This window comes from Mesorhizobium sp. M1295 (assembly GCF_040318135.1).
Classification (GTDB): domain Bacteria; phylum Pseudomonadota; class Alphaproteobacteria; order Rhizobiales; family Rhizobiaceae; genus Mesorhizobium.
Genome location: NZ_JAMYLU010000020.1, coordinates 23,780 through 46,821 on the forward strand (window position 1 = coordinate 23,780; position 23,042 = coordinate 46,821).

At 60.9% G+C, this 23,042-nt stretch carries 22 protein-coding genes and 5 pseudogenes; 9 read left to right on the top strand and 18 right to left on the bottom strand.

The genetic code is table 11. From position 1 onward, the window contains the following. Positions 1 to 275 precede the first annotated feature (275 nt). The 4 genes from NKH29_RS24320 to NKH29_RS24335 all read left to right on the top strand — a co-directional run bounded on the left by NKH29_RS24320 (position 276) and on the right by NKH29_RS24335 (position 3,718). Positions 276 to 1,529 carry an ABC transporter substrate-binding protein gene (locus NKH29_RS24320; RefSeq protein WP_031194880.1) on the top strand — a complete coding sequence of 418 codons (1,254 nt, stop codon included), beginning with the start codon at positions 276 to 278 and terminating at the stop codon, positions 1,527 to 1,529. A gap of 158 nt (positions 1,530 to 1,687) precedes the next feature. Beyond that, entirely contained in the window at positions 1,688 to 2,569 is an 882-nt protein-coding gene (locus NKH29_RS24325) for a carbohydrate ABC transporter permease (RefSeq protein WP_198030552.1), read from the top strand. A gap of 6 nt (positions 2,570 to 2,575) precedes the next feature. Beyond that, on the top strand, positions 2,576 to 3,424 hold the full coding sequence (locus NKH29_RS24330; RefSeq protein WP_023721860.1) for a carbohydrate ABC transporter permease: 849 nt from the start codon (positions 2,576 to 2,578) through the stop codon (positions 3,422 to 3,424). A 54-nt stretch (positions 3,425 to 3,478) separates the two neighbouring features. Next, entirely contained in the window at positions 3,479 to 3,718 is a 240-nt protein-coding gene (locus NKH29_RS24335) for a ricin-type beta-trefoil lectin domain protein (RefSeq protein WP_352590998.1), read from the top strand. Between the two features lie 87 nt (positions 3,719 to 3,805). On the opposite strand, the gene NKH29_RS24340 is transcribed toward NKH29_RS24335, so the two are convergent. The 5 genes and pseudogenes from NKH29_RS24340 to NKH29_RS24360 all read right to left on the bottom strand — a co-directional run bounded on the left by NKH29_RS24340 (position 3,806) and on the right by NKH29_RS24360 (position 7,971). Beyond that, the gene (locus tag NKH29_RS24340; protein WP_352516340.1) at positions 3,806 to 4,204 is read right to left on the bottom strand and encodes a type II toxin-antitoxin system VapC family toxin; all 399 of its coding nucleotides are present in this window, start codon (positions 4,202 to 4,204) and stop codon (positions 3,806 to 3,808) included. Further along, the gene (locus tag NKH29_RS24345) at positions 4,201 to 4,467 is read right to left on the bottom strand and encodes an AbrB/MazE/SpoVT family DNA-binding domain-containing protein (RefSeq protein WP_031194881.1); all 267 of its coding nucleotides are present in this window, start codon (positions 4,465 to 4,467) and stop codon (positions 4,201 to 4,203) included. The genes NKH29_RS24340 and NKH29_RS24345 overlap by 4 nt, the downstream gene beginning before the upstream one ends. 400 nt (positions 4,468 to 4,867) lie before the next feature. Beyond that, positions 4,868 to 5,212, bottom strand: coding sequence for a DsbA family protein (locus tag NKH29_RS24350; protein WP_352859594.1), 345 nt, complete (start codon positions 5,210 to 5,212; stop codon positions 4,868 to 4,870). 44 nt (positions 5,213 to 5,256) lie between these two features. Beyond that, positions 5,257 to 5,475, bottom strand: a pseudogene (locus tag NKH29_RS24355) (DsbA family protein); the annotation flags it as partial. Between the two features lie 645 nt (positions 5,476 to 6,120). Then, positions 6,121 to 7,971, bottom strand: coding sequence for an SDR family NAD(P)-dependent oxidoreductase (locus tag NKH29_RS24360; protein ID WP_353000724.1), 1,851 nt, complete (start codon positions 7,969 to 7,971; stop codon positions 6,121 to 6,123). A gap of 309 nt (positions 7,972 to 8,280) precedes the next feature. On the opposite strand from NKH29_RS24360, the pseudogene NKH29_RS24365 reads away from it, so the two are divergent. Continuing rightward, positions 8,281 to 8,495 (top strand): annotated as a pseudogene (locus NKH29_RS24365) (LacI family transcriptional regulator); the annotation flags it as partial. Between the two features lie 348 nt (positions 8,496 to 8,843). Next, on the top strand, positions 8,844 to 8,993 hold the full coding sequence (locus NKH29_RS24370) for a hypothetical protein (RefSeq protein WP_023721868.1): 150 nt from the start codon (positions 8,844 to 8,846) through the stop codon (positions 8,991 to 8,993). 179 nt (positions 8,994 to 9,172) lie between these two features. Here NKH29_RS24370 and NKH29_RS32695 read toward each other — a convergent pair. The 6 genes and pseudogenes from NKH29_RS32695 to NKH29_RS24395 all read right to left on the bottom strand — a co-directional run. Continuing rightward, positions 9,173 to 9,309: pseudogene (locus NKH29_RS32695) on the bottom strand (integrase); the annotation flags it as partial. Between the two features lie 161 nt (positions 9,310 to 9,470). Further along, entirely contained in the window at positions 9,471 to 11,216 is a 1,746-nt protein-coding gene (locus NKH29_RS24375) for an adenylate/guanylate cyclase domain-containing protein (protein WP_353000726.1), read from the bottom strand. Positions 11,217 to 11,859: 643 nt separating this feature from the next. Then, positions 11,860 to 12,045, bottom strand: a complete 186-nt coding sequence (locus NKH29_RS24380) for a hypothetical protein (protein ID WP_156948243.1) — start codon at positions 12,043 to 12,045, stop codon at positions 11,860 to 11,862. Positions 12,046 to 12,115: 70 nt separating this feature from the next. Then, positions 12,116 to 12,544, bottom strand: a complete 429-nt coding sequence (locus NKH29_RS24385; RefSeq protein ID WP_031194889.1) for an SgcJ/EcaC family oxidoreductase — start codon at positions 12,542 to 12,544, stop codon at positions 12,116 to 12,118. Between the two features lie 881 nt (positions 12,545 to 13,425). After that, positions 13,426 to 14,484 (bottom strand): adenylate/guanylate cyclase domain-containing protein, encoded by a 1,059-nt coding sequence (locus tag NKH29_RS24390; RefSeq protein ID WP_352911051.1) that lies wholly within the window; start codon positions 14,482 to 14,484, stop codon positions 13,426 to 13,428. Between the two features lie 203 nt (positions 14,485 to 14,687). Further along, complete coding sequence (locus NKH29_RS24395) at positions 14,688 to 15,143, bottom strand: SRPBCC family protein (RefSeq protein WP_352590985.1); 456 nt, start codon at positions 15,141 to 15,143, stop codon at positions 14,688 to 14,690. Between the two features lie 141 nt (positions 15,144 to 15,284). Between NKH29_RS24395 and NKH29_RS24400 the strand changes: the two genes are divergently transcribed. Next, complete coding sequence (locus NKH29_RS24400; protein WP_352885442.1) at positions 15,285 to 15,551, top strand: response regulator transcription factor; 267 nt, start codon at positions 15,285 to 15,287, stop codon at positions 15,549 to 15,551. 52 nt (positions 15,552 to 15,603) lie between these two features. Here the strand turns inward: NKH29_RS24400 and NKH29_RS24405 are convergent, their stop codons facing one another. Next, complete coding sequence (locus NKH29_RS24405; protein ID WP_023723176.1) at positions 15,604 to 15,774, bottom strand: hypothetical protein; 171 nt, start codon at positions 15,772 to 15,774, stop codon at positions 15,604 to 15,606. Between the two features lie 103 nt (positions 15,775 to 15,877). Between NKH29_RS24405 and NKH29_RS32700 the strand changes: the two are divergent. Beyond that, positions 15,878 to 16,027 (top strand): annotated as a pseudogene (locus NKH29_RS32700) (ISNCY family transposase); the annotation flags it as partial. A gap of 319 nt (positions 16,028 to 16,346) precedes the next feature. Here NKH29_RS32700 and NKH29_RS24410 read toward each other — a convergent pair. The 6 genes from NKH29_RS24410 to NKH29_RS24435 form a co-directional block, all read right to left on the bottom strand. Further along, a complete protein-coding gene (locus NKH29_RS24410) occupies positions 16,347 to 17,063 on the bottom strand; it encodes an ABC transporter ATP-binding protein (RefSeq protein ID WP_352915306.1) in 717 nt (238 codons plus the stop codon). Beyond that, complete coding sequence (locus NKH29_RS24415) at positions 17,060 to 17,806, bottom strand: ABC transporter ATP-binding protein (protein ID WP_352885444.1); 747 nt, start codon at positions 17,804 to 17,806, stop codon at positions 17,060 to 17,062. The genes NKH29_RS24410 and NKH29_RS24415 overlap by 4 nt, the downstream gene beginning before the upstream one ends. Further along, on the bottom strand, positions 17,803 to 18,789 hold the full coding sequence (locus NKH29_RS24420) for a branched-chain amino acid ABC transporter permease (protein ID WP_352496557.1): 987 nt from the start codon (positions 18,787 to 18,789) through the stop codon (positions 17,803 to 17,805). Before NKH29_RS24420 ends, NKH29_RS24415 begins: the two co-directional genes overlap by 4 nt. Positions 18,790 to 18,797: 8 nt before the next feature. After that, the gene (locus NKH29_RS24425) at positions 18,798 to 19,670 is read right to left on the bottom strand and encodes a branched-chain amino acid ABC transporter permease (RefSeq protein ID WP_352496556.1); all 873 of its coding nucleotides are present in this window, start codon (positions 19,668 to 19,670) and stop codon (positions 18,798 to 18,800) included. A 161-nt stretch (positions 19,671 to 19,831) separates the two neighbouring features. Beyond that, positions 19,832 to 21,100 carry an amino acid ABC transporter substrate-binding protein gene (locus NKH29_RS24430; protein WP_353000728.1) on the bottom strand — a complete coding sequence of 423 codons (1,269 nt, stop codon included), beginning with the start codon at positions 21,098 to 21,100 and terminating at the stop codon, positions 19,832 to 19,834. A gap of 628 nt (positions 21,101 to 21,728) precedes the next feature. After that, on the bottom strand, positions 21,729 to 22,538 hold the full coding sequence (locus NKH29_RS24435; RefSeq protein ID WP_084643179.1) for a class I SAM-dependent methyltransferase: 810 nt from the start codon (positions 22,536 to 22,538) through the stop codon (positions 21,729 to 21,731). A gap of 270 nt (positions 22,539 to 22,808) precedes the next feature. On the opposite strand from NKH29_RS24435, the pseudogene NKH29_RS24440 reads away from it, so the two are divergent. Then, positions 22,809 to 22,977 (top strand): annotated as a pseudogene (locus NKH29_RS24440) (integrase); the annotation flags it as partial. Between the last annotated feature and the right edge of the window lie 65 nt (positions 22,978 to 23,042).

The following is a 23,042-nucleotide window of genomic DNA, read 5'->3' on the forward strand; positions in this document are numbered from 1 at the left end:
CTTTCATTTGTTTTCTTTTTAGCAAACTGGCTTTCGTTTGGTTACGAAATTAGCCGAGAAATGCGACGCGAGCAATGTGTACAATGGAAAAAATACGCCGGAAAGACTTAGACAAAAGCGCATATTATTCAACTGCTTACATTTATTTCTGGCTTCCCATTTTCCCAGCCATTCTTCACGATCCCAGTTCTTGATTGACACAAAGACCCGGAAGGGAACCTAGTTTGATCGCGATCGGGAGGATCGAGCCAAAACATCGCTCCGAGGAGGGAAACATGAACGTCAGTAAATATATTGTAGCGGCTTCGTCCGCTGTGGCCGTCTGGGTACTATCTGCCACCTGCGCCTTCGCTGAGACCAATCTCGAATTCATCCAATGGTGGGAGCCCGAAATGCCCGCTGGCGCTCTGCGTGGCATCATGGATGAGTTCGAAGCTAAAAACCCTGGCATCAAGGTGACGCTTGTCAGCGGCCCCTACTCCGCCACCCATGATCAGATCGTGGTCGGCGCCGCGTCGGGTACGCTCAGCGATGTCGTCGGCCTGGACGGCGCATGGGTCAACGGGCTTGCAAAGCAGGGCGCAATCGCGTCGATGGACAGCCTAATGGCCGACGCCAAATATGACCCGAGCCAGATCGCTGACATCATCAAGGTCAACGGCCAAAGCGTCATGTTCCCGCTAGCCTCGTTCGTATACCCGGTCTTCGTCAATCTCGATCTGGCCAAGGCTGCCGGTGTCGACAAGATGCCGACTACCCGCACAGAATTCGCCGCTGCCGCGAAGAAGATGACCAATACGGACAAGAACGAATACGGGTGGGTGCTGCCGCTATCGCTGCAAAATCCCGGCGGCATCCAGAACGACGTGATGTCTTGGGTGTGGGCTTCCGGGGCGTCGATGCTCAAGGACGGTAAGCCCGATGTGGAAAATAGTGCCGTGGTCGGTACGCTCGAATACATCAAGTCCCTGCAGGACGCCGGCGTCATATCGCCAGGCATCTTTGCCAAGAAGGAACAGGACAAGGTCGAAGAGTTCGTCAACGGCCGCGTTGGAATGATGATCGACTCGCTGGCACATATCAATCTTATCCGCCAGCGCAACCCCGATCTCAAGTTCGGCATCTCTGCCCTGCCTGCGGTTGATGGCTATTCGGGTAAGCGCGGACTGCCCTATGCCTCGTGGGGCATCGGCATCAGCAACAGCACCGAGCACAAGGCTGAGGCCTGGAAGCTTGTTGAATATCTGATGAGCCCGGAAGTGAACGGCCGCCTGGTATCGCTCGCAAACGCCTTTCCAGGCAATGTGCACGCGAAGCCTGACTTCTCGAAATCGGACCCGCTATTTGAGGAAGCCTTCAAGATCTACCAAAGCGGCCACCTGGCCAACGAATTCGTGGGCCTGCCCGTCGCCGAGGACCTGATGCGAGACATGAACGTCGAAGTGCAAAAGATGTTCGACGGCCAGCAAACCGCAAAGGACGCGGCTGCCAATACGCAAAAGCAGTGGTTGGTTGACTTCGCCAAGTAGGCGCAGCTCCAGACAATTCCGGCAGCGCGATATGGTTCTATCGCGCTGCCGCTGCATCGTAACCAGACGATACGTTCCTACGATCAAACGGGTTACACCTCATGAGCCTCGCCAACGAAGGTCTGATCGTCACGCCAACGAAAGTGCGCAAGCGTGGCATGATCTCTTACAAGACAAGAAAGAGGCTGATCCCGCTGTTTTACGTGGCACCAGCCACGTTTTTGTTTTGCCTGCTCATGCTGTTTCCCATGATCACGGTCCTGCGCTATTCGCTGATGGACGGCGCGATCATGAAAAAGGACGCTGCTTTCGTAGGGTTGCGGAACTACGTGACGATCTTCGCAGATCCGGTTTTCTGGCAGTCGGTCGGGCAGACCCTCTATTTCACGGTGATGAGCGTCATTTTCCATCTTCTAATCGGCTTGGCCTTCGCGCTCTTGCTGAACACCCAACGCGTCCATCCGGTGATTAGAAGCATTCTGCGTGTTCTCTACATCTTGCCCTGGCTCTTTACGGCAGTGATCATCGCGATCATATGGCGGTTGCTTTTGGATCCCAACGGCGTGGTCAACAGCATCCTGATGGCGCTCCATATCGTCAACTTCAAGGTCGAGTGGTTCTCCTCGACGAAAACCGCGCTCCATGCGTTGACGTTTGCGAACATCTGGGCGGGATACCCGCTTTACATGGTCAGCTTGCTCGCCGGTCTGCAGGGCATCCCCAAGGACCTTTACGAGGCCGCAGGCATCGATGGGGCCAATGAGTTCCAAAAGTTCCGGTACATCACGATTCCGCAGCTGATGCCGATCATCATCAGCATCGCCTTGCTGGATTTCATCTGGACGATGCAGGTCTTCCCGCTGGTCTGGATGACAACGGGCGGTGGCCCGATCCATGCGACCGAGGTGCTAAGCACATATACCTATAAGCTTGCGTTTTCGAGTTACGAATTTTCACAAGCCTCGGCGAGCGCGATCTTCATCCTGATCATCTCGATGGGCGCGACTTACTTCTACATCAAACACCAGAAGGCCAGGTGACCGGCAATGGCAAAGCGCTCTTCTTTCAAAAACACCGTATTGCCCACCGTACTGACATATCTGGGGCTCGCGGCCGGTCTGGTCTTTGCAGGTTTTCCCATCCTGTGGATGTTTTTCACTTCGTTGAAATCGAACACCGAGATCTTTGCCCTACCGCCGAGGCTGCTGCCCGACCATTTCACCAACGTAGCCTACCTTTCGATCTTCAATGATCCGGTCAAGGTGCGCTTCTTTCTCAACAGCTATCTCGTCGCGGGAGTGGTAACGCTTCTGACGCTGCTGGTCGCCGTTCTTACGGCCTATGGCTTCAGCCGCTATTCATTCCGTTTTAAGAATACGCTCAACGTCTTTATCATCAGCACACAGACCGTCCCGCCAATCACACTTCTCATTCCCTATTTCGGCATGGTCGTCGCCTTCGGTATTTTCAACACCTACTTCGCGCTGATTCTAACCTACATGGTATTCACCTTGCCTTACGCAATTCTGCTGATGACGGGCTACCTCAATACCCTGCCAAGGGAACTCGATGAGGCGGTGTTGGTCGATGGGGGGTCAAGTTGGACAGCGCTGTGGCGTGTGGTTATCCCTCTTTCAGTGCCTGGCATCGTAGCGACTGCGGTCTATACGTTTCTATTGGCGTGGAATGAGTTCCTCTTTGCGCTCACTTTGACGAAGTCGACAGACATGCGGACCGTTCCAATCGGTATCGAGTTGCTAATGGGCCAACATGCGTTCGAATGGAACGAGATGATGGCGATGAGCGTGCTGGGATCGCTCCCGCTTCTGATCCTGTATCTGATTGCACAGCGTTATTTCCTCGCGGGCTTGGCCGCCGGGTCGGTGAAGATCTGAGCGGCTGGACTCCCAGTTCGCCGCTCTCGTCATCCCGTTGAGGGATTGGCCGGAATGGTGTTGCTGAACACAAACACCCCCAATGTCCGGCTACCCGGTTCGAACGTGATCGTCCATTCCTGCCAGCAGGGAAGCAATCAACGCTGGGATCATACTGGCGGCCAACTTAGGAGTCGTGCTTCCGGCCTATGCTTGACCGCGCATGACGGCGCACAGTTCACTATGGAAAGCTGCACTCCCGGCACGCGCAATCAGATTTGGCACCTGCCTCTCCTGCCTGCCGCACCTAGATGATTGTGGCACGGGACAAACAGAATTCGATTCCTCGCAGCAGCCTCTAACAGACGCGACAGCGCAGTGCGAAAGACCACCGCGGAAAACTTAGGAAAGAAGCTGTACGGATTGTCCCTGCGCCGAAAGCAGTTTGGCGGCCTTCCGGTCAAACGAGACGAAAGTCTCCCCGCCAAGCCAGCCGCCGTCAAAAGCGATCACGCCGTCCGCGAAATCGCCGCCGGCATCGAGGACTGACAGCCCTGCCTCAACTGCCGGCCGGTTGACGACAACATTCGCGGTGTTCAGCAACGCCCGGATCGCCGCGGCAATATTTTCGCGCTCTGTCTGGTATTGCCTGGCCAGAACCCAGGCGAACTCGCACAAGGCCTGCAAGCTCACGGCCACGATGTCCGCTTTGGCCAGCAGGTCGACGGCAACGGCCGCCTGCCCCTCATCATCGGCGACATAGGCGCGCAGCAGCACATTCGTGTCGGCCGTAACCCTCATTCCTTGCCGGACCCGGCCGCGGCGCCCGCTTCCGCTATCGCCTCGTTGATCTCCTCGATGCTGAGCACCTGGCCGTTCGTCTTGCCTCTGAGGAAGCCGTGGAGGTCCCGGAATGACCCTTTCGCCCGTGCCGCCTTCAATTCCGCCCGACCGTCGGGCAGCAGATCAAGCTCGATCTTCTCGCCCGGCTTGATGCCCAGATGTTGCAGCACGTCCTTGCGGAACGTCACCTGTCCCCTTGTCGTCACTGTCAACGTTGTCATATTAAACATTTCCTGTTCATCGCAATAAGATAATGCAAATCTGCATTATTATCAATGCAGATCGTCGGGGCCAAGCTTGGCGTCCATGCGGCGACAGAATCGCATTCCTGCCGTTTAGAAAGCCGCCAGGGACTGTGGATTCGCTCTCGCCCCCTAGTTCGGCAGATTCGTTGATTTCCCAACGTCGAGTGGATCACGAACGGTCGCTTCGAGTATCTCGAGATAGCTTTTTCGACGTTGCGGCCGGTCTGGACCGCTGCCCTCCATCTGCCCTGCGATCTTCTTCAGATTTTCCGCCGCCGGCCAGAAACGACCATCACCTTGGCGAATTCGCTCATAGCGGACAAACAGGGCAGGTCAGCCACGATTGGCGGATCCAAGGGGCTCGCGCACTTCCGTGCTAATGGACATCTTGCAACCGATGCCGACCGGTTGCCCAAGAAAGCGCTTCTTCGAGCCGGTCGTCTCCCCAAAAAGTTTCGCCATTTACCACGAACGCAGGCGAACCGAAAATTCCGTATTCGCGCGCCGCATCGGTTTCCATCTTGAGCCGCTCGTGGGCGGCGGGTGCGTTGGCCTGAGCGATCACTGCATCCACGTCTTTGCCGAGTGGCCGAAGCACGTGTTCAAGGTGGGCTCTGTCGCCGAGGGCCACGCCCTCCAAATACCAAGCCTTGAAGCTCTCGATTGTATAGTCCTCACACCAGCCGCCTTCCGCGGCGACCATTGCAACCCTGTTGGCCAGAAGGTCGGGGTCGGTTGGCCAGTGGGTGCATTTACGAAGGGTAGCGCGTGAGTTCGCGCCCTGCGCTGCACGTCACGCCACATGTATTTGACCTTGGCGGTCTGCGGGCGAAGCGCAATGTTGTTTTCCGCCATGACGGTGCGGACATTGAATGGACGCCATCTGACGGTAATGCCAGCGTCCCTCGCCAAAGGGCCGATACGCACGACGGAGAGGTATGCATAACCACTCCCAAGGAAATAGAAAAATTCGAGTTGCCTCATCCGCTGTCTCCTCGACACTGTCTGGAGCCCGGGCGTTCACGCGATCGCCGACGCCACCACTACGCTGCCAGCTGCCCTTACCAAGACTTCACGCGTCGCCTCCCAGTTTCCTGGTCGTCATGGCGCATCGAAGGCATCCTGCCCAAACATCAGGGTAATTGCTGAGTTCCTGTATTGCGCAAGCGAGATCCCTGTCTTCGCTCTGTGAAAAGGCTTGCCGAATTGCTTCCCAACCACGCAACGTTACAGTGGAAGAGACGATCCACCTGGCATCTTCCGCCTAGGCTGAAGCACAAGCTGCTGCCTTGAACCGATTCACGAGCTGCAAGGTATTCTCTCGTGATTGGGCAAAGTCTAAGCTAAAGCCAACTATGGCCTCCTGCCTCCCGACGCACACTATCGCCCAACGTTGGAGCGTAGGCAATATTGTATTAGCGTCAACTTGAATACCGCCATCGTCGCTCCCGGCTCACCCTGGCGCGGCGAATAGGCATTGGTGACGTGGTGGCGATCACCGCGGCACAGGGCGCGGGCCTATCCGCGTCTCAGCCGCAGCTCGCGCGTGACTCCCGGCGGCGAAATTCGAACTCCGGACCCCTAGAGTCGAAGTTACTAGTGTCAAAATAGTTGTTTTAGATGAATTACTTAATCAAAATGTCGTTTTCGAAAGCCTTGGAAATCCAAGATCATCGGATCGCCTAGAGTAGAGGCTTCGTCTCGCGCACTTCCTGGTTCTGTCCGCGATCGATCCAGCCGTTGGCGATTGAGCAGCATGGAATCGCCGAATTCATGCGTGCGATATCGGTGCTCGGCGAAGGCCGCGGAGGCCTTGGCGAGCAGAGCATCGTCGGCAAAGGCGCGCAGCAGCTCGAAATGGCTTTCGCCGGGCTGGTGGACGCCTGTTAGAATCGCATCGACCACGCGAAGTGGGGTGCCCAGCGCGATGCGCCCGTTCGCAATGCCGTTTCCGGCACGCACATTGCCGTCGGGGTTGGCAGCTGCCTCAAGCGCGCGCACCACGCTCGTGCCGATTGCGATAATGCGGCTTCCGCGGAGCTTCGCTCGCGCGACCTGGGCCGCCGTGCGCTCGGGGATGCGGTACGGCTCGTCGAAAGGGAGGCGCAAGTCGAGCGCGGGGTCCCCGGTGGAAGACACGCCCGCGGCATGCGTGAGTGTTGCGAAGCCCACGTCTCGCCGACGCCAGGCCTGGAGCGTGCGCCAGTCGAGTGCGAACCCTGCCGATGGCGCCTCGAACGCCACCGGCCCGGCGGCAATCTTCGTCCAAACATTCCAAAGTGCCAACGGTTCGCGAACATTCGCATATTGGATCGGCCGGCCGTGCTGCGCCACTCCTGCAAGCACCGCTGCGCGGTCGCCTCGGAAGCGCAATTCGAGAAGGCGAGGATGGTCGAGAAGGCGCTCTATGACGGCTTCAAGCCGGCCGAGCCGGAGGTGATCGCCTGGTGATAGCGGGGGCGGAGGCAGCCGATTTTCCGTGCGCATGCGGTGATCGCCCGCGCCGAAGGCAATCGCCAGGAAGTTGGTTGGGTCGGGAAATGTCAGCCAGCCTGCCAGGCGGATCTCGATCGCCTCGTCGCTGGGAAGGTGCGTGCCGCGCAAGCTGGCAGGCAAGGTCGCGGCGTCATTGGCGATGACCAGATCGCCGGCATCGAACAGTATCGCGAGTTCAGTGCGCGGCAGGTCGCGCGTCGCGCCGTCCGCCTCCACGACGAGCAGCCTGGCGGCGCGCCGATCCGGACGGTCGGCGGCAATCATCCGCGTGTCTCGGCGAGAAGTGTTGCGCCGGCTAGGCAACGTATCGAGCATCTTTTCGATGATCTCGGCAGCAGCCAGGTCGGGACGCTTCAATGTCGACGGATCGGCGTCAGGAAGCGCCAGCGCGTGCAGCGGGGTGTCCATATCGCCGGGGTCGAGCGCGAGGTGCCGGATGCCGTCGGCCTTCGCCTCCTCGTCCCAAATCGCCGTCAGGTGAGCAAGAGCGGCCTTGCTCACACCATACGCGCCCCAGCCGGGATAAGCGTTCACCGCCGCGTCGCTGGAAATGTTGATCACCAGCGCGCCACGGTCCTCGCGCGCGGACGCGGCAAGTGCACCGAACAGTGCTTTCGTCAGCCGGAACGCGCCGACGAGGTTGACCGCGAGCGCTTTTTCCAGCTCCTCGCACTCGGTATCGGCAAGGAGCGCCAGTGGAACGGGCCCGAGGCTCGACGCATTGTTGATCAGAACGTCGAGCCCGCCTAGGCTCGCGGTGACCTGCAACGCGATCGGGTAGATGTCGTCCTTTTTGCCGACGTCGCCGACGATGCCATGTGCGCCCGTCTCGTCAGCGATGCGTTCGACGTTCGCGGCAGTGCGGGCAACGAAGGCGACGAACGCACCCTCTCTGGCAAGCTGCCGGACAAGCGCCAGTCCTAGGCCGGACGTGCCGCCGGTGACTGCTACACGAAGTCCCTGAAGATCAATGTTGGTCAGCATTGACGATACTCCTTCAATCCGTACAACTTATTGGTACAAGCTGAAGTTAACTTGAGGTCAAGCATCATTCCGTGGATCGATGCCGACCAGACTCACGTATCGAGGCGCACCTTCGCCTTGTCGGCCAGCGGGCTGATCGCATGCGAGCGGGCCGGAACGGGCGCAAGCGCAGCCGCGATCATGCCGAGCCGGATCGCCTTATCGTCTTGACGCCGCGTATTGGCTGTCGATCGAGGCGATCGGCTCCGAGTTCGCCGTGATTATCAGGCCGGTGAAGGAAGCGTGTCGCCGTGCAAGCGCCATCGGATTGCGGCGGCGGAAACAATTCTCAGCCTCGCCGAACGCCACCAGTACACTACCAATCTGCAGGCGCGGGGCTTGGGAGGCTCGCGATCGGGCCTGGTCGGACTGATGCCGCCCATCCACGACAATCGTTACTTCTCCGCCATGGCGCAGACTTTTGAGGACATGTGCGCAGCCGGGGCCAATGCTCGGTCGTGGTCAGTGCCAGCCGCGACCAGGAGAGGAACGGCGGACGCGGAGACGTTTTCTCGATGACGGCGGCTTCTCCGGCTGACCAAGGCCCACCGGCTTCACTCAACCAAAGAAATATGATCATGATCTGGACCGAGACGATCGGCTTCCTCGGAAGCTTCTTCGCCGTTCTCACCTACTCAATGAAGCCTCAATGAAGCCATGCTGTGGCTGCGCATAACGGCGGTGCTGAGCTGTTTGTGCTTTGCCGCCTATGGCGCCCCTCATCGGCAGCCTACCCTGAGCCTGATGGAACTGGTGCTGCTGCCGATTAATGCCTGGCGCCTGTTCGAACTTCTCCATCAAACTCAGCCGGGCCGGATTCAGGGGGCCCGAAAATGCCAACACCGCATCTCTGGCTGCTGCTCCGGTGGGCGCTTTCCCTCTGGGTGCTCGGCCGGATCTGGCTTGTGATCGCCGCTAGCGACCGCTTTCAGGAAGTAGCAGAGCTCGTCTCAACCGCCGAGACGAGGCGCAAATTCGCCTAGCGCCTCAACGCCGCATAGTTCCGCCTTTGATGGGCGACAGTGGACCGGCGGTTTTCGGGATGACCATCTTCCATGCCGAACGGCTGTGATGCGACGCATTGCGGAAATCGAGCCCAGTAACTGAGCGGTGGCTTTTCAGAACATGATGACCTCTCCGCGAAGTCGAGAGGCCATCGTGATCAGATCTCGGTTCCCTCGGCGATGTGAGCGCGTCCCCGACCTCGACATCCGGATGGCGAACCGTATTCTCGATCTCGGTGTGCCCAAGCAGGATCTGAACCGCCCGGAGGTTGCCTGTTGCCTTATAAGAAGCGGATCGAAACCGGAAGTTCGACGCGAATTCAACGGAGAGCTCGCCGGCTGTTCACGCTGCTCTACGCGCTCAGTCCTAAGACAAGCCGCCAGAGAACTGGCCTTCCAGAAGCGACGCAGCTCAAGGGAACGTCGCCTCGCCGGGCATCTTTGCAACTGCGACGATCACTCTGGCACGCCGGAGATGCCCAGCGCCTCGACATAACGCTCGGCGAACACCTCGTCCAGCCACGGGTTGATCTGTCTCTGCAGGGTGAGCGTGTAGGTCGGGAACGCCTTCATAAGACGCCGCGCCGCCGCCTGCGCCTCGTCCAGCCGGTTGAGTTCGACCAGCGCCATGATCACCACCCGGTGCGAGGAGCCGTAGTTCGGCATCTCGTGCAGCGCGCGTTCTCCCCATGCCAGCGCTTCCTCGTAGCGCTCGAGCATCAGGTAGCTCATCCCGATGCCGGAGAGCGCGATGCCCTTCTCGGGGTCGATCGGGCTCAGCCGCATTGCCCTGTGAAAGTGCTCGATGGCGACGAGCGGGCGGCTGGAATGTGCGTTCACCCAGCCGCTGCCCGTATGGCCCTGCGCCGAATTGGGGTTGAGCAGCAGGGATCGCTCGATCGTGCGCAACGCCATCTCGTAGTCCTTCGCGCTGTAGGCGATCACCTGCGCGGCGAAGCGTAGGCTCGTGGGATCGTCGCGCGCTTCCGCCAGTACCTCTCGCGCCATGCGCGCGGCAACTCGGATATCGTCGGGCTCGTGCCAGCACTGGCTCACGGATAGGCTGCGGATATAGGCGCCGAGTGCCTTCGCCAAGTTGAAGCCAGGGTCGATGCTGAGCGCCTCGTTGGTGAGCCGGCGCACGTCGGCAAAGCCTTCGCGCGTCATGCTGTAGAAGCGCGGCAGCGCGCGAAGGTAGAGGTCGTAGGCGCTGATGTACTCGGTCGGTTTCATGCGCGCCTGCTTGATCTCCTGCAGCCGGATGCTCGGTTCGACCGCACCGACGACGCTCTCGGTCACCTTGTCCTGCAGGTCGAAGATGTCGCTCACATCGCCCTCGAAGCGGTCAGTCCAGACATGGTGCCCACTGATCGCGTCCACCAGCTGCCCGCTGATACGCACCCGCGATCCTGCTCTGCGGATGCTGCCTTCTAGCACGTAGCGGACGCCCAGCTCGCGCCCGACCTGGCGCAGGTCTACCGCCCGGCCCTTGTAGGTGAAGGACGAGTTGCGGGCGATCACGAAGAAGGAGTTCACCCGACTCAATCCCGTGATGATGTCCTCCACCAGCCCGTCGGCGAAGTATTCCTGGTCGGGGTCGCCGCTCATGTTGGTGAAAGGCAGGACCGCGATCGAGGGTTTCTCGGGCAAGGGAGGCGATGCAGCCACCGAGGCGCTGGCGTCGGACTCGACGCGGTAGGCGCGCACGGGCCGCTCGATGTTCTTGAGGCGCAGGTTGCCGAGCGGCCTGAAGCCGCAATCGAGCTTGCCCTGAAGGTGGTCGTACGCGGTGCCGGAGACGACCACGGTGCCGGCATCGGCGATGCTTTCGAGTCGGGCGGCGATGTTGACCCCGTCACCATAGAGGTCGCCGTCCTCCTCGCAGACCACGTCGCCGAGATTGACACCGATGCGCAAGCGAATCCGCTCTTCCTCGGGCATCTCCGCCTCATGTTCTGCCAGGGCCTGCTGAATCGCCATTGCCGAGGTCACCGCGTTAACGACGCTCGCGAACTCGCACAGCATGCCGTCGCCGGTGAGCTTGACGATCCGACCCTGGTGCACAGAGACCAGCGGTTCGAGGAGGTCCTTGCGGTACATCTTCAGCCGCTCGAGCGTGCCGCGCTCGTCGCGCTCCGTCAGGCGCGAATAGCCGACCACGTCGCAAGCCAGGATCGCTGCGAGGTGGCGCTGCGTGGTCATTGCATCGCTCAGCCAAGCGCCTGCACGCGGGCCGCCCCGTGTCCGTGTCCTGCCAACTTCCAGACGCCCCATGTGCATGGTATCCATCTCTCCGGTCGCCGCCCGCCGCCGATATAGAACGCAGAACGCAGCTCGACCTTGCCTTCACGAGGTTTCGCTATCCCTCTTGCGAGGCGTGGAGCGTTCCAGTCGCCGCGCCCACGCAGCCTCTGGAGACGCTGACACGTCACTCCCAGAAGGCCGGAGATATTTCTTGCCCTGTGTAACCGGTTGACGCCACCGTGGCGGTGCTTTTGTCACGGCGATGTAACAGCGAGATGGCCTGCGAGCGCGCGCATCGGGCATTACACCAGACGTTTGCGCTTAGAGGTGCTGAGGTCGGCAGGTGGTGCGGGCGCGACCTTCAGCATGGTCAGCTGCGATGTCTGGCTTTTGGCGAAAGCAAATCCGCCTCTGCGGCCGATATTAAAGCGCAAAACTGCCATTCACTTCGTGATAGATGTAGGCCGGCTTCAATTCAGAACCGACCTCGGCCAAAGGCTACCTTTGAGCCAAGATGGCCTTAGTTGCATGTGATTGGGCAAACACGCCGACTTCCTCAGTCGGCTATTGTCAAGCCGCTCGGGCTTCATGTCTTCGCCGCTCACCATTTTGTCACGGCGGAGAAATCGAGTTTGCCTGAGCCGAGGATAGTCACTTTCGCAACGACGCCCACCTCGGCCGGTACCCTCAGGTCCATGGCGCCATGGGCCTTGGCGAAGACCAGGAATTCGGTACGCGTGGCGTTGACGGCCTCGGTGACGAGGATCAAACCAGTCGAATTCGGCATTCCGGCACGCATACGTATTGGTGGTCAGGCTCGCTGGCGGACGCCCTGTTCCGCCTCTGGTTGACGCGAGCTAGCCTTTCGAGCCGGCTGGGGCGATTGCGCCTGGAACAATATCCGTGTTCTGAGCCACCTTGATTCGCCATCCCGACTGCCCTTCTTGGACAATCAGAAGCAATATGCCTTTCCTAACCCCGGCCGGGGAGCCGTCCGGAGCAAATGCTCCCGTTAGCGTCCAAGTGTAATGAACAGAAGCAAGCCCCGGAGCCAATTCCACAACCGACGAGATATCGCCTTCTAATCGGCTATCCCGAAACATGGTGTCATGGGTGGCTCGGTGCGCCGCTTCGATCTCGGATCGGTTCTTCCACCAAACACCTACGACGTTAACGAAATTAGCATCGGAAGCGAACAGAGACGCAAACTCATCCATGTCATGCCGGTTCCAAGCGTTCGCAAAAGCGGTAGCGACATGCTCGGGCTTATCAGACGTCACGCTCATGACCCACGTCTCCTGCGTACCTCCGCTAAGCATATAGGAGCCGGGACCGGATGCGACACGGCAAAGGTCAAATTTCAAATTGACGCACTAGCGGCAGCGGAGGAATTGCGACATCCAATGTGGGATCCTGTTACGATCCCCTATGGCCATCCGAATAGTATCCTGGCTCTTCTTTCCGCCTTCGCCTACGGATTCGCAAAACTCGTTGAACGTTATGGCGGCGTTGGCGATCAGCCTTCTCCATGTGAAGAAGGCTCAACCTTTGATTGCCCAGACCGCAATGCGCCGCCACCTTAAACCTGAGCCTAAGCATTCGAGCGCGCTTGGAATAGGAAGTCGCGTTCGCGCCAATCAAGCGGAAGACCAAAGTCTGCACGGCAGAAGAGCGAATTGATGGCTATCATCGTGACATGATAGCGTTGCCGCACCTTGCCCGAGGACGGTGTCTTCGCGCCATTCCATGCACATGCCATGCGTCGCAGTTGCGCCACAAATGCTCAGGGCGCCAGTCCGGCCTTCCCCCAAGTGACAATCCTGGCGTCAGGCGCCGCAGGCTGATGGATGTTGTCTGGTCGGTCATCTTTGATGAAACCGTACCGGATGCAGACGCCGAAGGGGGGCGGAAGCCGACTAAGAGCCCGCCAATTTCGTCTAAGTTCATGTCCGCCGTTTGCAAGTAAAAATGCGAAAAGACACTACGATGCAAGGACTTAGCTTGCGTTCTTGAGCCTTCGACCTTTCTCTAGCACGCGGCAGTAGTCCGGAGCAGTGGTCTGAGTGCCCCTATTCTGCTCCTAGTTTTTGACGTTCGGAGACGACTAGATGGCCAAAATCAAGCTAACCAAATCTGCGGTTGACGCCGCCGCCCCGCAGGACCGCGATTACGCATCCGGCAGGGTGAAGACGGTGCAGGGCGCGGCGATGCCGCGCAGCACGTGTTCGCCCAGCGGCACCAGCGGTGTGGTGATCTCGGCGGCGAGCGCGCCCGAGATCAGCACCGAGCGGCCGAGCGGCCGGCATAGCCCCTCCAGCCGGCTGACCAGGTTGACCGCGGGGCCGATGGCGGTGAAATCCAGCCGGTCGACCGCGCCGATATTGCCCCACAGCATCTCGCCGAGATGCAGCGCCGCGCCGAACGGCAGCCGGGGCAGGCCCTGCGCCTGCCGCCCCGCATCGAGATGGGCCATGCCGGCGCGGGCGGCGACGACGGCGCGCAGCGCCGCCTCGCAGGCATCGGCCGGCGCAGCGGTGACCGGGAAAATCGCCAGCATGCCGTCGCCGATGAATTTCAGCACTTCGCCCCCAAAGGCGTGCACCGCGCCGGCGACGCGGTCGAACCAGGCGTCGAGCGCGGCGATCACCGTCGTGGGCTCGGTTGACTCGGACAGGGCGGTAAAGCCGCGCAGGTCGGCATAGAGCAGCGCGGCGCGAATGGTTTCTCCGGTGCCGCGGCGCAGGGACCCGCCTTGCACCCGGGCGGCACTGCGCCGGCCGAGATAAGCCTCGAGCAGCGCTGTCAGCGCCGCCCGCGCCGCAAGTGCGGCAAGGGGCGCCGCGGCGAAGCGCGCGGCCTGGCGCAGCCGGGCAGCCTCGGCGGGGCCGAACGGCCGGGTTCCAGCCCAGCCCAGCACCGGACTATCCGGCGCCCGGCCAACCGGGCCCTCCTGCACCGGGCCGAGCTCCGCCAGCCAGTCGCGCCCGGCCTGGCCGAGCGGACCGCCGGCGAAGCTCAGCGCCTCGATCACCGCCCCTGTCTCCGCCCGCCAAAGCCAGGTGCGGCGGGTGATGATGGGATGCGGCACCGCGAGCGTCAGCGCGCCGCCGGCCAGCGGCAGGCCGTCAGCCAGAAGTCGGCCGCCGAGCTCGGCCAGAAACCGATCGGGGGCGGCCGAGGCGCCGGCCTCGTCCACCAGCCAGGCGAGAGGCGCGGGCAGATCCATGGCGCGATTATGCGGCCACCGCACCCGGCCTGTCATCCGCGCCGTGACGATGCGCAGCCGGCCCGCCGATCTATCCTCCCCCCGCCCCCGGCGCTGGTACGGTCCGATCCTCGATGGCGCCGGGTTCGACCCGCCCTGCGAGCCGGCGTCCGCCGTCAAATTGCAACGGGCTCACGGGCGGCGATATCGCGCGCGGAAGGCCGTCACCCCCTGCCCGTGTGGCCGTATTTGGGATCCGGGCCGGGATCACGCCCGGCTGCAACCTCGCCCAGCCTGCCGAGGTAATGAGCCCAGCCCTCCGCATGGCCGGCGCATTGCTCGGCATTGGGCAGGCCGGTGTGGGTCAGGCGCAGCAGCGTTCCGTCCGGCTGCTCGATCAGATCGATCTCAACCAGGCTCGATCCCGGCGGCACCTCATCGCTCTCTTCCCAGCCGAAGCTGTATGCCAGACGGTGCACCGGCACCACCTCCCGGAAGGTGCCGCGAGCGACGCGAGCCCCGGTAACATTGACGAGATAGAGCCCGCCGGACTGCGGCTCGAGCTGCGCCTCCGTTCCCATCCAGCGCAGGATCTTCTCCGGATCGGTCAGGAGGGCAAACAGCGCAGCGGGGGGCGCCGGGATGTGTGTCTCGCGGCGGACGACGAGGGCCTCTTGCATCGGCTTCCTCCATAGTTGCGACAGTTGGAGCAATTGTAAACCAGTTGGCTGCTCGTGCGATAGAATAGGATCGGACATCTACTCTGGAGTGACAAGTGTGGCGAGATTCCGATGGGCACTCGCCGATCACAGCCGCGGCGCATGCGCTCCGCTTCGGGAGCGTTCGAAGCGTTGGGTGCCGCATCCGATATCCCGAGGATCGATTCTCAGAGATCAGTTGCATCACCGGAGATTGGTTTCGGGCTGACGCCACGCGAGCTGCACGTGCTGCGGCTGGTGGCGACCGGCAGGTCGAATAAGGTGATCGCTCATGAGCTCTGCCTCAGCGGAAAGACCATCGACCGGCACCTCTGCAAATTCGCAGAACCTAAGCGCCAAAACTGGCGCGGTGCTCCTACGCGTAGCTGATTCCCGTCAGTGACCGGGGTTTCGGCGCGGAAACAGGCAAGCTGCGGCAGCTTCATGCCCCGTCGTCGCCCTCACGCCACCAGACGCGGAGCAGTTCGTGCAGTCGCGGCGACATCGTGGAGTGGCGGTCCTTGCGGCCCTTGCCCTCCTGGACGCGGCCGAAGTTGATCGGCCGCAACACCAATGCGCCCAGTATGATGATCGGCCAGCGGGCCGCGGACATGATAGTCCATCAAGAAGTGCTGCAGTGACGCCCGTCGATCCCGGGCTCCTACGCAACATCCATTTCGGGACCATCTCTCTATTATTCTGCAGGCGGACGCGTGCCGGTTGCCAAAGGACGTGTTGAGCGCGCCATCAGACACTCCAGGACCGGCTTGTGAAGGCACTGCGCCTGCGCGTCATCAGCACGATCAAAGGAGACCAATGCTTATGCACCTGAGTTCATGGCGGACTTCAACGCTCGCTTTGGCAAGGACGATCCTGCCGGTGGCTTCGGCGAAGCGCCGGGCCGGTGATCTGAATATTCCCTTTGCGGCGATATCTTCGGCATTCCACGAAACGAACGACGGGAGTTGGATATGAGAACGGAAATGTTGCTCGACGCAAAGGTCTCGCCAAGTCGGCCACAGGGCGAGTGTTCAGGTTCTGAGCAGCAGGCTTGAACTTCTGTACGACAACGAACTCAGCCTGATCATTCTCCCAATTGACTGCCGAAAATGACCGCCTTCTTACAACTAACCGCCAAGCCACATTTGGCATTTGCAACTCGCGCTGGGGTGTCGACCGCTTCTCTCACGCTCCCCCCATATAGATTTCCATGATCTGCCGGTCGTCGCGCACGTCCCGACGCGTCCCCTCGAAGCGCTTTTCGCCGGCCGCCAGGATGTAAAGCTTGTCCGCAATCGGCATCGCCTCGCGGATGTTCTGCTCCACCATCACGATGCCAATGCCGTGCGCGGTGAGGGTGGTAATGCGTTCGAGCGTCTCGATGACCATGGCCGGCGACAATCCGGCGGAAGGCTCGTCCAGCAGAATGAAGCGCGGTTCCGAAACCAGTGCCCGCGCCAGCGCAAGCATTGCCTGCTCGCCGCCCGAAAGCGAACCGGCCGCGGTACGCCGCCGCCGTGCTAAAGAGGGATATTGCTCGATCAGCGCCTCGATGCGCTGCTCGACTATCCGCCGGTCTGCGATGGCGTAGCCACCCATGCGCAAATTCTCCATCACTGTCAGGCGCGGAAACACACCGCCGCCCTGCGGCATCAACACCAGACCCTGGCGCACCACTTCATGGACGGCAAGGTTGGAGAGTGTTGATTCACCCAGGCGCGCCGTACCGCTCCACACCGGCAGCGCGCCGACAATGGCCTTGAGCAGGGTCGACTTGCCACTGCCGTTCGGCCCGAAGATGCAGGTAATCTTGCCAGCTTCCGCGCTCAGCGAGACGCTATGGACGATCTCCTGCTTGCCGTAGCCGGTGACGATGTTGTCGGCGGTGAGCGTGGTGCTCATTGTGGCCGCCCCAGATAGGTCTGCATAACTTCCGAATTGCGAACGATGTCGTTGAAAGGCCCGGTGGCCACGACACGGCCTGCATCCATGACAATGATGCGGTCGCACACGTTCCGCACCATTTCCATGTCGTGCTCGATGACCAGGACGGTGGTGCCGCGCTCGCGCAGCCGCGCGATGGCCTCCACGATGATCTTGCGGATGCTGGGATGCACGCCCGCTGTCACCTCGTCGAGCAGAATGAGCGAGGCCTGGCGCATCACAACGCGCCCGAACTCCAGCAGTTTCTGCTGGCCGCCCGAAAGATCGGATGCGCGGTTGTCTGCGACATGCTCCAGCTTGAGCAGCGCCAGCGTATCGGCCGCCCGTTCGCGCGCGCCCTGCCAGTGGCCCTCGGCCGCAGCCGCCAGCAGGTTTTCGGTGACGCTCATATTGTCGAACATGGCCGGAATCTGGAAGGTGCGAGCAAGCCCCAGCCGCGCGATCGCGTGAGCCTTTCGGCCGCCGATTTCGTGACCGTCGAAGCGGATCTGGCCACGATCCGGCGTCACCGTGCCCGATATCAGGTTGAACAGAGTCGACTTGCCAGACCCGTTAGGTCCGATCAGGCCGGCGATCTCGCGCCGACCGACGTCCAGGGAGACACCGTTGACGGCCTTGATGCCGCCGAAATGGCAGTGGAGTTCGCGCACGACGAGAATAGGTTCGCCGGTGCCAGCCGTTTTGCCCTCGGCGGCGCTCAACTGGGCCGTCCCGGGCCGCCGCCGACAAGATTGCCGACCGCCTTGTCCAGCACGGCGCCAGACTTGGCCACGCGCCTCGAAAACATGCCGACGATGCCGTTCGGCAGAAACAGCACCACCAGCACGATGGCCGCGCCCAATATGGCGATATAGAAGGCGGTGTCACCCCAATACATCCAGATGATGCGGTTTACGACAAAGAGCGCCACACCGCCCAATGCCGGCCCCCACAGGCTGCCCAGCCCGCCCAGCAGCACCATCACCACCATCTGATCGGTGATGTCGCCGCCGAAGACGCTTTTCGGATTGATGAACGTGACCCAGTAGGCGAAGATCGCGCCGAATACCGAGGCGGTGACGGCACTGAGCACGAAGGTCTGCAGCTTGACCAGCGAAGTATTGATACCGATAGCCTCGGCCGCCGGCTCATGATCGCGCAGTGCCTTGACCTTCAGCCCGAAACGCGAGCGCTCGAACAGCGCCCACGTAATGAGATAGGTGAGCGCAGCCGCGCCGAACATGGCGAAGTAGAAGAAGCGCTCGTCAAGAAAGGGCGGCAGCCCAATACCGCCGATGCCGCCGGTGAAGTCCATCACCGAGGCGAACTGTATGAGCACCTCGGCGAAGGCCCAGGTGGCTATGGCGAAATAGGCGCCGCGCAGGCGCAGCGTCGGCGCGCCGATGATGATGGCAAACAGCGCCGTCACCACGATACCGGCCGGGAGGGTGGCGAAGAAGGGCCAGGCGAGCCTGTCGCCCATCAGCAGCGCCGTAACATAGGCGCCGAGCCCGAAGAAGGCCGAATGGCCGAAATTGATGTAGCCGGCATAGCCGCCGAGCATGTTCCAGGAGCAGGCCAGCCCCGCCCACATCAGCGCGCCGGTGGCAATGCGCAGCCAGTAGTTGTTGACCAGCATCGGCAGCAGCGCCAGCACAACGATTACGGCGATCAGCAGGAGGAGGACGGCCCAGCGTGGCTTCATGTCCCGCCTCACAAGCCGTGCCGCAGGATCCCGCGCGGAGACACGAGAAGGACGAGGAATAGGGTGCCGAAGATCGCCAGCAGCGAATAGCTCGACCCGACATAGGTCGCGACGAAGGCTTCGATGACGCCGAGCAGCAGCGCGGCGACGAGGGCACCGCCGACGGAGCCCAAGCCAGCAAGCACAGCCACGAAAAATGCGAACAGAGTATAGCGCAGGCCGACTTCCGGGTTCACTGAAAAGATTGCACCCATTAGTACGCCGGCCATGGCAGTGATGCCTGCGTAGAGCCCGTAAACAGTGGCGCTGAGGCGGCGGATGTTGACGCCCATCAGTGCGGCGTTCTGCCGGTTTTCAGCCGTCGCTCTGATCGCCAACCCATAGCGGGTGCGGTAGAGGAACAGGAACAGTCCGCCGGCGATGGCGATCGCGAAGACCGCCGCGGCCACGCGGATCAGTGGCACCGTCACGGGGCCGACGGCGAGGCTCTCTCCGCTCAACACGGTCGGCACGCTGTGGGTATTGAAGCCCCACGCGGTCAGCATGCCGCCGCGCAGCAGTGTGAACAGGCCGAAGGTCAACGCCAGCGCCATCAATTCCGGCCGCGCCGTGCGGCTGTTGCGGACATTGTAGAGGATCGGCCCAATCAGATAGCCGATGGCGCCGAATAGCATGAAGGCCACGGGGATCGCCAGGAATCCGTCGACACCAAGTCCGGCACCCATATAGTAGCCGAGATAGCCGCCCAGCACGACCCAGCCGCCCACCGCGAAATCGATGACATGCAGCACGCCGAAAGCGAGCTGGAAACCGATCGTAAAAGTGGCGATGACGCCGCCGATCAGAAGGCCGTTCAGCAAGGTCTGTAGGAATAGATCCAACGCGGGAACCGTCCGTCAGCCAACGAAAGAGCGGAGTGCCGCGGCAAAGCGGCCGTACACACGATAGCATGGTCCGTCATTTTCCGAGCACGCGCAACCACCGTCATTGCGCCGGGCAAGGGTGATGGCGACGAGGCCGCCCCCACCCTGTCCAGAACCGGCTATTTCCAAGCTGGCAGCGGGTAGGTGAGGTCCCCTGCCGCGGCCTCTTTCGGCCCCACCGCTACGGTCTTGCCACCCTGAATCTGGATCAGCACCGGCACCGGCTGGACGTTGTCGTGGTAGTGGTTGCCTTCCTTCTCGAACTTGATCGGTCCGTAGAAGGTCTGGATGTCGGTCGCGGCTATCGCGTCCTTAAGAGCCACCCTGTCTTCAGGCGTGAGCCCCGGCTTCTTGCCAAGCCGCTTGACGGCATCGCCGAAAACGAGACCGCTGGCCGCGCAGGCCGCTTCGGTATAGTCGGGCTCGTGCCCGGACTTCTTTTGCGCCATCTCGGCAAACTCCTTTGCGGTGCCGAAGAGGTCGTCCTTATATGAAACTGACGGCAGCCACACGGAGACGCCGCAGGTGCCGTCGGCGTCCGCGGCGAGCGCCTGGGCGAAGGCCGGGTCGGTGACGCCATAGTGCATTATCAGCGCCTTGGGCCGGAAGTTCAGCGACTTGGAGGTCTTGACGACATTGATCAGCGGCTCCTCATGGCCGCCGACGGCGACGATATCGGGATTGAGCGCTGCGATCTTAGAGATGACGGGGGTAAGGTCGCCAGAGGCCGGCACCAATTCGTAGGCGACGACTTCCAATCCGGCCTCGTTGGCCCCGTCGCGAAAACCTTCGCCGGTTTCCTTCGAGAAGGGTTCGTTGACGCCGATCACAGCAATCGTCTTGGCCATGGGGTTAGACAGTTTCGCCAGCACGGCCAGCGATTTACCCGCAGTGGTGTCCACGGCCGGGATGATGCCGAAGTTGAATTCCGGCTTGGCCTTCCAGACGTTTGGGGATTCCGCGGAGCCGGAAATCATCGGCACCTGGTACTTCTGGCAAATCGGCTGCACGGCGATAGTCGAGCCGCTGGTGTAAGGGCCGAATAGCACGTCGACCTCATTCTGGACGATCAGGCGCTCGGCGGCATCGGCGCCGGTCGCGGGGTTGCTTTGGTCGTCACCGTAGAACATGTCGACCTTGAAACGCTCGCCGGCGACTTCAACCCCGCCCTTGGCGTTGACGGCCTCCGCCCATAGGTCGTAACCGCGTTTGGTCAGGTTGCCGCCGAGGATGTTCTCGCCCGACAGCGAGGTGATAACGCCGGCCTTGAATGTCGTCACCTGCGCGCATGCCGCTCGCACAAACGGGCCCAACGGGCCGGCTGCGAAGGCGCCGGCGCTGACGCCGAGGAACCGACGGCGCGAAAAACGTTTGCTGTTCGTGAACATCACTCAACTCCCTTCATCCGTTATCAGATTGGAAACCGACGATATCTCCTGTTTATACCACTGTATGCCTTTTGTGCGGACAGAGAAGATATGCCTGGGTCAACAGGCAATGCGTAAGGCGGCTTCGGGTCATCAACGCGTAGAGGCGCCGCAGGCTGTGGATGCTCAGTGCCTCGTCGTGCACCAGCTTCGTCGACGTATGCCTTTTGGGCGCCATTGGCGCCGCGAGCAGTTGTAGACGCGGCTCCTATTCTGCACCTAGACAAGTTTGCGAGGCATCAAGGAACGAAGGTCTAGTCATTAAGGCATTGATTTTTCTGTTGATTTATGTTCCTCGCGACGCTCCGTCGCATGGTAGACAAACCACTTTTTGAGAGGCAAGGCGCGAGATAGCCCTCGGATCATGGTCGCGGAGGGGTGGGATTCGCCGATCATGGCCTCGTCGCCAAGATGACGCCTTCGGCAGCCTTTTGATTTCTTTAAAACGGTCGCCGCAGTTTCGAAGATGGAGCCCCACGGAACCAAATCTGTCCGCTCGCGTCCGGGTTGGCTGGGCAAAGCCGGCCCGGCGCCCGAAGGCAGGCCCAAGCGGACAAGCGTGGCAACAATGCTTTCATTCCAAATTGGGTTACTCGGGCCGTTCTGCCACAAAGAGAGTATCGGAGAGAAGCCCAAGCCGGTCGCGATCCGCGGCGGGTATACGATCTGAATTTATTCGGGTGACCGTAAAGCCGGCGTCCTCGATACGCTCCTTGATATCCGGTCCGTAGGCTCGCACGTGATCCGATCCACCAAAGCGCTCGTCCCGCTCGCTCAGTGACATAGATGGCGTCGCTTCGATCGTTTGGCGATAAATAAGCGGCACCTGGATCCAGACCTGCCCTCGGGGCTTAAGAGATGACCAAAGTTGCCGAAACACATGCCGATCATCAGGTACGTGTTCCATGACATGACTTAAGACGACGATATCGAGATCGCTGGTGCGACGCATGTCCATCAGGTCAATTTTCACGGTATCGGGCCCGTACCGTCCCGGCTCGAAATCGGCTTTGATTAGATTGCCCGCTTGAGAGAGTCTCTTTGAAAGACCCTTCTCGCTCGGCGCAATCTGGAGAATTTCAAGCTGCCCCGCCGGCAACTTGATAAGCCTACGGTCTAGAGCACAAATCAAAAACCGCTCACGATCCACGGCATGACAAAGCGGGCAGATAAGAGTGTACGCTCCGAAACGGTAAAAAGCCGCTACATCGCGATCGCAGGCATTGCAGTGATGAGCCTTGCTCGTCGGGAGGTGCGTCAGGGCAAAGGCTCTGAGCCAATCTCGGTACGAATGAAGTTTGCGTGTGACCCGCCGTACTGTGATACGATCACCATAGCTGCGAAAAAGAGAAAGAAGTCGGCTCTCTCGAACATTGTTCTTCCTTGATGGTTTCAGCATGTCGCCTCTAAGGTTTTTTCACCCAGGGGACGATAATTAGCGCCAGCTGATATGAAGTCGAGTCTGCGGAGCAGCCCGTGCTCCCGATCGGTCGCTGACGATGCAGGGCGTGGGAGCCAGGCCCTCGCGCTAACGCTGGGACAGCGGCCAGCAGGAACACGCGCTGGCGGGGCTGCTAGTCCTAGTTGTCCTATTCGAACCCCGCCTTTGAAGAGAAAAATTCGATCATCGTCATTGCTGCGCCTTGCCCGCTGCTCCTCGACAATGGCCCGCATCGTCAAATTCGCCGGCCACTCGCTGCGCGTTGACCTCGTCGGCCGAGGTCGACGATCGCTATGTGCAAAAACAGCTCGGCCATAACTCCTCGGAGATGACCCGCCGCTATCAGCGCCGCAGAGATCGCTTCCGCATCAACCTGACCAGGGCTTCCGACCTCTAACGAGGCAAAAAACCCCTCCTCTGCCGTTATTCCGCCGCTCAGGTTCGCGCGAACGGCCTCACCCT

What these genes read in the sequence shown, in the direction of transcription:
- NKH29_RS24320 (WP_031194880.1), top strand. Translation starts at nt 276, where the DNA reads ATGAACGTCAGTAAATATATTGTAGCGGCTTCGTCCGCTGTGGCCGTC.
- NKH29_RS24325 (WP_198030552.1), top strand. Translation starts at nt 1,688, where the DNA reads ATGATCTCTTACAAGACAAGAAAGAGGCTGATCCCGCTGTTTTACGTG.
- NKH29_RS24330 (WP_023721860.1), top strand. Translation starts at nt 2,576, where the DNA reads ATGGCAAAGCGCTCTTCTTTCAAAAACACCGTATTGCCCACCGTACTG.
- NKH29_RS24335 (WP_352590998.1), top strand. Translation starts at nt 3,479, where the DNA reads ATGGTGTTGCTGAACACAAACACCCCCAATGTCCGGCTACCCGGTTCG.
- NKH29_RS24340 (WP_352516340.1), bottom strand. Translation starts at nt 4,204, where the DNA reads ATGAGGGTTACGGCCGACACGAATGTGCTGCTGCGCGCCTATGTCGCC.
- NKH29_RS24345 (WP_031194881.1), bottom strand. Translation starts at nt 4,467, where the DNA reads ATGACAACGTTGACAGTGACGACAAGGGGACAGGTGACGTTCCGCAAG.
- NKH29_RS24360 (WP_353000724.1), bottom strand. Translation starts at nt 7,971, where the DNA reads ATGCTGACCAACATTGATCTTCAGGGACTTCGTGTAGCAGTCACCGGC.
- NKH29_RS24370 (WP_023721868.1), top strand. Translation starts at nt 8,844, where the DNA reads ATGCCAACACCGCATCTCTGGCTGCTGCTCCGGTGGGCGCTTTCCCTC.
- NKH29_RS24375 (WP_353000726.1), bottom strand. Translation starts at nt 11,216, where the DNA reads ATGACCACGCAGCGCCACCTCGCAGCGATCCTGGCTTGCGACGTGGTC.
- NKH29_RS24380 (WP_156948243.1), bottom strand. Translation starts at nt 12,045, where the DNA reads ATGCCGAATTCGACTGGTTTGATCCTCGTCACCGAGGCCGTCAACGCC.
- NKH29_RS24385 (WP_031194889.1), bottom strand. Translation starts at nt 12,544, where the DNA reads ATGAGCGTGACGTCTGATAAGCCCGAGCATGTCGCTACCGCTTTTGCG.
- NKH29_RS24390 (WP_352911051.1), bottom strand. Translation starts at nt 14,484, where the DNA reads ATGGATCTGCCCGCGCCTCTCGCCTGGCTGGTGGACGAGGCCGGCGCC.
- NKH29_RS24395 (WP_352590985.1), bottom strand. Translation starts at nt 15,143, where the DNA reads ATGCAAGAGGCCCTCGTCGTCCGCCGCGAGACACACATCCCGGCGCCC.
- NKH29_RS24400 (WP_352885442.1), top strand. Translation starts at nt 15,285, where the DNA reads ATGCGCTCCGCTTCGGGAGCGTTCGAAGCGTTGGGTGCCGCATCCGAT.
- NKH29_RS24405 (WP_023723176.1), bottom strand. Translation starts at nt 15,774, where the DNA reads ATGTCCGCGGCCCGCTGGCCGATCATCATACTGGGCGCATTGGTGTTG.
- NKH29_RS24410 (WP_352915306.1), bottom strand. Translation starts at nt 17,063, where the DNA reads ATGAGCACCACGCTCACCGCCGACAACATCGTCACCGGCTACGGCAAG.
- NKH29_RS24420 (WP_352496557.1), bottom strand. Translation starts at nt 18,789, where the DNA reads ATGAAGCCACGCTGGGCCGTCCTCCTCCTGCTGATCGCCGTAATCGTT.
- NKH29_RS24430 (WP_353000728.1), bottom strand. Translation starts at nt 21,100, where the DNA reads ATGTTCACGAACAGCAAACGTTTTTCGCGCCGTCGGTTCCTCGGCGTC.
- NKH29_RS24435 (WP_084643179.1), bottom strand. Translation starts at nt 22,538, where the DNA reads ATGCTGAAACCATCAAGGAAGAACAATGTTCGAGAGAGCCGACTTCTT.